This is a genomic window from Sulfurimonas sp., from assembly GCF_026196735.1.
Classification (GTDB): domain Bacteria; phylum Campylobacterota; class Campylobacteria; order Campylobacterales; family Sulfurimonadaceae; genus Sulfurimonas.
Genome location: NZ_JAPHUF010000021.1, coordinates 67,520 through 75,038, shown reverse-complemented (window position 1 = coordinate 75,038; position 7,519 = coordinate 67,520). Strand labels below are relative to the sequence as shown.

10 protein-coding genes are annotated in these 7,519 nt (G+C 34.0%); 1 reads left to right on the top strand and 9 read right to left on the bottom strand.

Annotation, left to right across the window (positions count from 1 at the left end):
- The first annotated feature begins 273 nt into the window (after positions 1 to 273).
- Complete coding sequence (gene rpsU, locus OQK60_RS10915; RefSeq protein ID WP_008340937.1) at positions 274 to 486, top strand: 30S ribosomal protein S21; 213 nt, start codon at positions 274 to 276, stop codon at positions 484 to 486.
- Positions 487 to 591: 105 nt separating this feature from the next.
- On the opposite strand, the gene dgt is transcribed toward rpsU, so the two are convergent.
- From dgt to OQK60_RS10870, 9 genes are read right to left on the bottom strand one after another with little or no spacing between them, the layout of a single operon-like run.
- Positions 592 to 1,689 carry a dGTP triphosphohydrolase gene (dgt, locus tag OQK60_RS10910; RefSeq protein ID WP_297686961.1) on the bottom strand — a complete coding sequence of 366 codons (1,098 nt, stop codon included), beginning with the start codon at positions 1,687 to 1,689 and terminating at the stop codon, positions 592 to 594.
- A 5-nt stretch (positions 1,690 to 1,694) separates the two neighbouring features.
- A complete protein-coding gene (locus tag OQK60_RS10905) occupies positions 1,695 to 2,210 on the bottom strand; it encodes an alkylphosphonate utilization protein (protein ID WP_297686957.1) in 516 nt (171 codons plus the stop codon).
- 38 nt (positions 2,211 to 2,248) lie between these two features.
- Positions 2,249 to 3,412, bottom strand: a complete 1,164-nt coding sequence (locus tag OQK60_RS10900) for a GGDEF domain-containing protein (RefSeq protein WP_297686955.1) — start codon at positions 3,410 to 3,412, stop codon at positions 2,249 to 2,251.
- 14 nt (positions 3,413 to 3,426) lie between these two features.
- The gene (locus OQK60_RS10895) at positions 3,427 to 3,654 is read right to left on the bottom strand and encodes a hypothetical protein (RefSeq protein WP_297686953.1); all 228 of its coding nucleotides are present in this window, start codon (positions 3,652 to 3,654) and stop codon (positions 3,427 to 3,429) included.
- A gap of 5 nt (positions 3,655 to 3,659) precedes the next feature.
- A complete protein-coding gene (locus OQK60_RS10890; RefSeq protein ID WP_297686952.1) occupies positions 3,660 to 4,493 on the bottom strand; it encodes an FAD-dependent thymidylate synthase in 834 nt (277 codons plus the stop codon).
- Between the two features lie 57 nt (positions 4,494 to 4,550).
- Complete coding sequence (locus tag OQK60_RS10885; protein WP_297686950.1) at positions 4,551 to 5,636, bottom strand: phospholipase A; 1,086 nt, start codon at positions 5,634 to 5,636, stop codon at positions 4,551 to 4,553.
- Positions 5,633 to 6,271, bottom strand: coding sequence for a protein-L-isoaspartate(D-aspartate) O-methyltransferase (locus OQK60_RS10880; protein ID WP_297686948.1), 639 nt, complete (start codon positions 6,269 to 6,271; stop codon positions 5,633 to 5,635). Before OQK60_RS10880 ends, OQK60_RS10885 begins: the two co-directional genes overlap by 4 nt.
- Positions 6,264 to 7,001 carry a carbon-nitrogen hydrolase family protein gene (locus OQK60_RS10875; RefSeq protein ID WP_297686960.1) on the bottom strand — a complete coding sequence of 246 codons (738 nt, stop codon included), beginning with the start codon at positions 6,999 to 7,001 and terminating at the stop codon, positions 6,264 to 6,266. Before OQK60_RS10875 ends, OQK60_RS10880 begins: the two co-directional genes overlap by 8 nt.
- 53 nt (positions 7,002 to 7,054) lie before the next feature.
- The gene (locus OQK60_RS10870) at positions 7,055 to 7,504 is read right to left on the bottom strand and encodes a DsrE family protein (RefSeq protein ID WP_297686946.1); all 450 of its coding nucleotides are present in this window, start codon (positions 7,502 to 7,504) and stop codon (positions 7,055 to 7,057) included.
- Positions 7,505 to 7,519 lie beyond the last annotated feature (15 nt).

The following is a 7,519-nucleotide window of genomic DNA, read 5'->3' as shown; positions in this document are numbered from 1 at the left end:
TTTGCTTGAAGTGCACCTAAAGTTAAAACGATTGTTAAAATGATTTTTTTCATTTTCTTTCCTTTGGTAAGAACGCATTACGCTCTAAATTTTTAAATAAGAGTTATTTAGTCCTATTTAAATCAGAGAAATTTTATCCGATTTGAAATTAACAGTTCTTGACATAAATCAATTTTTTACCTAAATTTACAAAATTTTGCGATAATTAGCTTATGCAAAATATTTATGCTATACTTGCGCTTCGAAAATTTTAAAGAAAGTGGGTGATGTGATATGCCAGGTATCGTACTACGAAGTGATGATAATTTTGATGCATCTTACCGCCGTTTCAAAAAGCAGACTGACCGTAACTTAATAGTTACTGAAGCTCGTGCTCGCCGTTTCCATGAAACGGAAACTGAAAAGCGTAAGAAGTTCAAAATAGCATCTCGTAAGAAAATGCTTAAACGTCTTTATATGATGAGACGTTACGAATCACGCCTATAAGAATAAGCCTTCGGGCTTATCTTAATCTTCATAAACTCCAAAAACAACAAACTTCATAACTTGAAATTATCTCTTATATAATTATTTATATAATAAACTATATAGCTATATTTTTCCATACATCTCGTTGTAAAAATTAAGTGCGTGCCTATCACTCATATGTGCAATATAATCAGCTATAACTCTATGCTTATTTTTATTTTCTAATTGCTTGTAATAAAACTTTGGCATCATCTTCGGCTCTTGGCTTAGTCCACCATATAGCCCCTTGATTGCCTGTTTTCCGGCAAACATTTTTATCATAATATCTTTATGTTGATACAATTTTGTAAAGAGAAGTTTTTTAAGTTTTTTTATCTCTGTCTCTAAACTTGGCTCAAACCCAATAGGCAGCTCATCTTTACTATCAAGGACAGCACTTAGCACTTTGGTATTGTCGACTTTGTTTTTAGCATACTCGATCAAAGAATAAACCAAGTGGTTAATAAAGTGCGAAGTAAAACGATAACGAAACATCTCGTCTTCATCTTCAGATATTCCTTCTTTTTGTACTTTATTTAAAATCTCTTGCATTAACTCACTCTCTTTGAGATCATCAAAACTAATCAGTCCGGAGTTGATTCCATCATCAATATCATGGCTCATATATGCTATCTCGTCTGCACGGTCAACTACCATCGCCTCTACTGATGGATGAGTCTCTAAATTGAACTGCTCGTCTATTATCTCCGGCAGGAAACTTTTTTTATAAGGGTAAGAGTGCTTTAATATCCCTTCTAAAGTTGCAAAAGTAAGATTCAGACCTTTGAAGTTTTTATATCTTTTTTCAATTGATGAAACGACTCTAAAACTTTGAAAATTATGTTCAAAACCATTTCTGAAACCATCTTCTTTTAAGCACTCATCGAGTGTATCACCGCCAATATGACCAAAGGGTGTATGTCCCAAGTCGTGAGCAAGGGCAATAGCTTCTGCCAATGATTCATTGAGTCCAAGATGAGAAGTGATAGAGCGGGCAATCTGCGAGACTTCAATGGAGTGAGTCAAACGAGTACGAAAAAAATCGCCTTCTTGATTTAAAAAAACCTGTGTCTTGTACTCAAGCTTTCTAAAACTACCGGAGTGGATGATTCTATCTCTGTCTCTTGCATAAGGATTTCTAAAATCTTTATCTATATTATGAAATCTATCACTTGCTTGCATCACTGTTAGGACTTTTTTAGAAATTTTGTCAGGATGTGAATCTTTACACCGTTCACACGACCCTCGATGTGTTCTGCATCATTGGGTACAAGTCCTATATTTCTAACTGCCGTACCGCGTTTGGCTGTGAAACCTGTGCCTTTAACATCTAAGTCTTTTGTGATTACTACAGTGTCGCCTACTTGAAGTGCTACACCATTTGCATCTTTATATACAAGTTCATCCCCACTGCTCATGCCTGCCTCTGCCCATTCTTTCTCATTTTCTTCAAGGTACATCATATCGACTAAATCTTGACGCCCGAGTGCATTTAAAAGTCTGTAAGTTAAAACTTTTACACCTGGATTTTCACTCCACATAGAATCATTTAAACAATTAAAATGATTTTCATCTAACTTATCATTCTCTATTTGATCTCTACATGTAGAACAAAGAATCAAATTTGCTTCATTATTTGCGCCATCTACCAAAAAATTACCTAAATTTTCTTCACTACCGCACAACTCACATACATTACTCATTGTATTACCTTATATTTTATTAATTCAATTATATCAAATTAAGCTTTTATAACTTTGTTTCTTCCAGCTTCTTTAGCTTTATAAAGAGCATTGTCGGCTCTTTTCATGACAGCAAAAGGCTCTTTATCTTTAGAGCCGTTTTGAACAAGTCCGGCTGAAATATTTACATATATAGTTTTAGATTTTTTCCTATTTCTCACAACAAAAGGAGTAGTAGCAATATTTTGTCTCAAAATATCTACATATCCAAAGCACTCATCCGCATCTTTTGACGCAAACAAGATTGTAAACTCTTCTCCTCCATATCTATAAGCTTTTCCGCCGCCGCCTACAGCAGATAATTTTGAAGCAACCATCTTTAAAACCTCATCTCCCGTATCATGCCCATAGGTATCATTGAACTTTTTAAAATGGTCTATATCAATCATTGCAAGAGAGTATTTTCTTCCTAACTTCGCCATATCCTCTACAAGTGCGCGTCGTCCAGGCATAGATGTCAATTCATCGTAAAAAGCAAGTCTGTATGTCTCTCTAATTAAAAGAATAAATATAATCATCGCTATTGTCAAAAAAGCCATATCAACCGCATATGACATTTTTAAAAAATAAAATCCGCTTATGTATGAAATCAAAATCATTAAGAATGTGCTGTTGTAAATTAGATATCTATTAAATAATATAAGAGCCGACATCACAAAAAAGATGAAAAGAAAAACAGCTATTGCTATATCTTTTAATGGATAAAAGGATATTGCAAATATTTTTAGGTTTAAGAAATTCTGCACTTGTTCACTTGGATAATAAAGCAAATAAAGCACAACTGCTGTCTCAAAAACCACAAAAGCAATTTTCAATATTCCCCAAACAGAAAAGAGTCCTCTCTCTTTTAAAACTAAAAATATCAAAAGATGTAAAGGATAGATAATCGATGCATAATGAAAAAGCAGAGTTGCTTTTGCGGCGCTTAGATAATCAAAACCTAAATGAATCAGTATTAGCGGAGTTATTACAAATATAAACCTGTTTCTGTTAAAGTGCCAAGAAACCCATATAATCATTATAGATAATGCATAAAAAAGATAAGGGACTATTATAAATAAAAAGTTTGGCAGTTTCGCACTGTTAAAAGTAAGCAGTGCGAAGACCAAATATATAAAAAGCGGTATACCTATGTTTATAGATATTAGTTTTAAAGAGTTCATTCTAAAGTATTAACTTACTTTTTCCCAAATTCTAAATCTTCTTTTGTAGGAGTAGAAGTTTTTGTTTTTGTTTTGTCAAACGCTTTTTGTGCCTCTTTTTCACTATAGTTTCTACACTCTTCTGGCATCTCACCCTGCTCTGATGCAATTTTGCCACACATTGCAGCACTCACTGTAAAGTATGAACATCCGCTCAACAGCAGTGTAAATAAAAAACTAAATATTAAAATATATCTTTGCATAATAATTATTTCCTTTTAATGATTAAATCTAAATATTTTGATGGGGTGCACCTCATCATCTCTTGTGCCAGCCATCTTATCTGAAAATATGCTGCACCGCTGTCTCTTAGTGTCAGGTAGTTTTTAAGACTTCTCAGATTAAAAGTTACTACCATATCAACTTTTACATTATCAGTAATTATATGCTTAAAAGCATCACCTACATTACGCTTCTTTTTACCCGCTTCAAGTGCCTCAAAAAGTCTCTGTGAATTACCTTTAAACTCCTCAAGCAACCCAAGTGAACTTTTTGCCACGGCAATTTCATTGAAATTTTCGACTTTTGCTGATTGATATTTTAGTTTATCATAAATAGCGCCAATTTCGATTTTATTGTACTCTTCATCTTGAGTTACAAACATATCAAAATCTAAAACTTTATTTATAAAGAACTCTTTATTGTCTGTTGTTTGTGATGCTGTAAACGCATTTATAATAGAACTCATTGTATAACGAGTGCTTCTTACAGAAATTGCTTGTATTCTATGTCTGGCATGCTCTTGCAATACACCTCTTGATGTTCCACGGACTAAAAAGCTTAGATTTGCATGCTCTAAAATAGAGTGGTGAAAATATGTCCAAGCCAAATCATCTAAAAGACTAGACTCCTCTATAGAGTTTATCTTTTGACATGTAGAACTATCAGGCATATAGTTTTCAATATGCTTTATCGATTCATTTTCGCTATTTTCAAATGAGTCATAACAGGTTCTAGCCGCCGCTTCTGCCACACCTATGCCGGTATCTTGCATTAAGACTACTTCAGGTTTTGAATATTTTATGCCGTAAATCTCTTCCATAAACTTATCCTACTTTATATTAATGTTATTTTACAATAAAAAGCTTATTAATAGCCATTATCTAGATATACTAAATCCTATACCAAACTTTTTTATGTGATTGTCATAATCAATCAAACTTTCGCCATATCCATTAAATAATTTTACATATAAAAAAAGATTGTCACCACCAAAAACAGGATAGCTGTAGTTTAGTTCTGCCGATCCTTTGTTTTTAAAGTTATGCCTCAACTTCAAATCTGCAAAATGTTTTTTATACGGCAGTCTAAATTTAAGATAACCGTGGCCCATATAGTCTATCAAATCATGATTATAATCAGTTATATCAGGTAGTCTCGCCCAAAGCTTCAACTCTGCAAATAACATTTTATACTGCATAAATAAACTGCCGCTGATATAGTTCCATGAACGCTCTTCATCTAAACCCCGCCCGTTTGACTCATGCGCTATTCCTACACGCACAGCTTTTATAAGTCTTCCATCACTAAGCTCCGAAGTTGGAAATGTAACAAAAAACTCAGGGTTATAGTTTGATTCTCTAAAAAAAGCAGAATTTGAGTAAAACTGCCAAAATGATTTTTGAGTATAAGCTACTGAATATATCTCACCAAAATGAAAAATATCTGTAATAAAATCATACTTTACGCTAAATTGAAACTCTGTTTCTGTATTTTTTGCTTCATGTCCGTTTGTATCCGCGTAATCACCGCCATAACGATGGCTTATCGGTAAAAAATAATTGGCATTGTGGGCTTTAAAATTATAAAGAGACTGTACATATTGTCTTATTGTCTCTTGCGTTTGACTATCTTCTAGTCTATCCAATGATGAGTATATTTTTTTTGTTTTTTTTTCTACCTCTTTGCTGGAGTTATATATTCCCTGCTCATGATAACCTTGAGCTGATATTTTATACCACTTTGAAGCTTCTTCTTTATCTATTTCGCAACCTTCGCCATGCTCATACATGTATGCCAGCATATAAGCAGCATCTGGGTCATCTTTTGCTAACTCTTGAAATATTTTAAATGATTCTTTGTAGTTACCGGCTTTGTATAGGGTATTGGCTTCTGCGAAGTTTGAGGAAGCTTCAAGCCTTGTAATTATAAGAAGAGTTAAAAGAAACAGTTTTATCTGTTTCACTTTTGAACACCGTCCAAAACAGGAACAAAATCACACTCTTCTAACTCTTCTTCTGTCAAGGAATCTCCGCTTTTTCTAAAACGAGTTATTATCTGCTTCGTTCCTTTTTGCATAGGGGCTACTAAAATTCCTCCATCGCTCAACTGCTCAAAAAGTTTTTGCGGTATCTCTTTTGCCGTTGCCGAAAATAAAATTCTATCATAAGGAGCGTATTGAACCCAGCCGTTTTGTCCATCGTCAGTTCTTGTATGAATATTATGAATTCCAAGTTTTTTAAATTTATTTTTTGCTTGAATCATAAGTGACTCAATTCTCTCAATAGTAAACACACCGCGAAAAAGATGTGAAAGCACGGCTGCTTGGTAACCGCTTCCACAACCGACTTCTAAAACTCGGTCAGCACCCTGTGGTTCTAAATAATGCGTCATTTTAGCAACTGTAAGCGGAGAACTAATCCACTGAGCTGAACTTAGAGGCAAAGCATCCAGCTTATATGCATTGTGTCTAAAACCGGCAGGAACAAACTCTTCTCTTCTTGTTTTAGAAATTGCATCTTTAATTTCTTTGGTAAGTGAAAATATTTTATGGCAGTCGTCTGCAAGTCGTGCTGTTTTTGTTGCTGTTATTCTATCCAATACCTACATCCATATATCGTCTCATTTTAATAATCTCTTTTTTGTCATATGGCACTTCCAAGCAAGGCTTATTCCCGTTTCTTTCGTCCTCGCCATGCGGTCTTATTATCCCACTCATCTTTGTACACTCTTCATTAAGTGAGTCACTTGCAACTACATAACACTGGTTTATTATTGCCAGAGAATGCGTTAGCGCTTTGAAGTGCTCAGTTCTTAAAACTCCCCACCAAGATGGAACCGCAATAACATCACAGCCTTCTAATTTTTGCCATAACTCTTTAAAACGAAGCTCAAAACAGATAAGTATTCCTATTTTAATGTCGTCAATTTCAACTATCTTAATGCCTTCATCCGAACCTTCGCTCATATGCTTATGCTCTTCACCAAAATGAAAAAGTCTAGCTTTGGCGCGTTCATAAACAATCTCACCATTGTGAAAGATTTTTGCAAAGTTAAAAACTTCACCATCTCTTTTCTCCATCATGGTTAGTATAATAATCTTATCTTTTGAAGCTCTCTTTAGCGCTTTGTTTGCAGTTTGTGCAAACTCTAATACTTCATCAAAATTATCATAATCAAAAGAAGTCAAACACACTTCAGGTGCAACGATTAAAGATTTAGCGGGTCTTTTTTCTATAAGCTTTAAAAGTGTTTGTAGATTGGCATTATAGTCTTTCGTAGTGGTGTCAAAAAGAAGTGAGCAAAGCTTGTACTCACTCGTATTAGGAATATTGTGCTTAATAATAATGTTCTCCGATAAGAATTTAATTTATTATTATATCCTTATTTAAATGTCATTAGTGCATAACCGTCATTTTGGTATCCAATAGTCTCTATGAAACTGTTTTTGGATATTTTCACAAATGGAAGTACATCTTCTTCTTCAATTGTGTTAGCATTTAGACTCATAGCACAAACAACAACTTCAACATCTTTTTTATTTGCTAGCCTCGCAAGTTGGGTTTGAGCTTTTTGAATATTATCAAGGTCACTATCATCAGTTATAACTTCATCAAAGTTTCTTGATACGATTGGAGCACAACTGCCGTGAATAGTCAGAACGAATTTAGCACTATCTCCATTTTTTTCTATCATATCGATTGTTCTTTCAATCAAAAACATACGACTTGCAACATAACCGCTGTTTTTTGAGCTACAGTCAAAAACGGCCTTGTACTCTTTTGCTTGAGTGACTCCAGACAGAACTAATAGCATTAATAGCATATATTTCATAATTGTTTTCCTAGT

Excerpts from the sequence above, each read along its gene's own strand:
- OQK60_RS10870 (WP_297686946.1), bottom strand. The coding sequence starts at position 7,504 with ATGAAATATATGCTATTAATGCTATTAGTTCTGTCTGGAGTCACTCAA.
- OQK60_RS10900 (WP_297686955.1), bottom strand. The coding sequence starts at position 3,412 with ATGAACTCTTTAAAACTAATATCTATAAACATAGGTATACCGCTTTTT.
- OQK60_RS10890 (WP_297686952.1), bottom strand. The coding sequence starts at position 4,493 with ATGGAAGAGATTTACGGCATAAAATATTCAAAACCTGAAGTAGTCTTA.
- OQK60_RS10895 (WP_297686953.1), bottom strand. The coding sequence starts at position 3,654 with ATGCAAAGATATATTTTAATATTTAGTTTTTTATTTACACTGCTGTTG.
- dgt (WP_297686961.1), bottom strand. The coding sequence starts at position 1,689 with ATGCAAGCAAGTGATAGATTTCATAATATAGATAAAGATTTTAGAAAT.
- OQK60_RS10905 (WP_297686957.1), bottom strand. The coding sequence starts at position 2,210 with ATGAGTAATGTATGTGAGTTGTGCGGTAGTGAAGAAAATTTAGGTAAT.
- rpsU (WP_008340937.1), top strand. The coding sequence starts at position 274 with ATGCCAGGTATCGTACTACGAAGTGATGATAATTTTGATGCATCTTAC.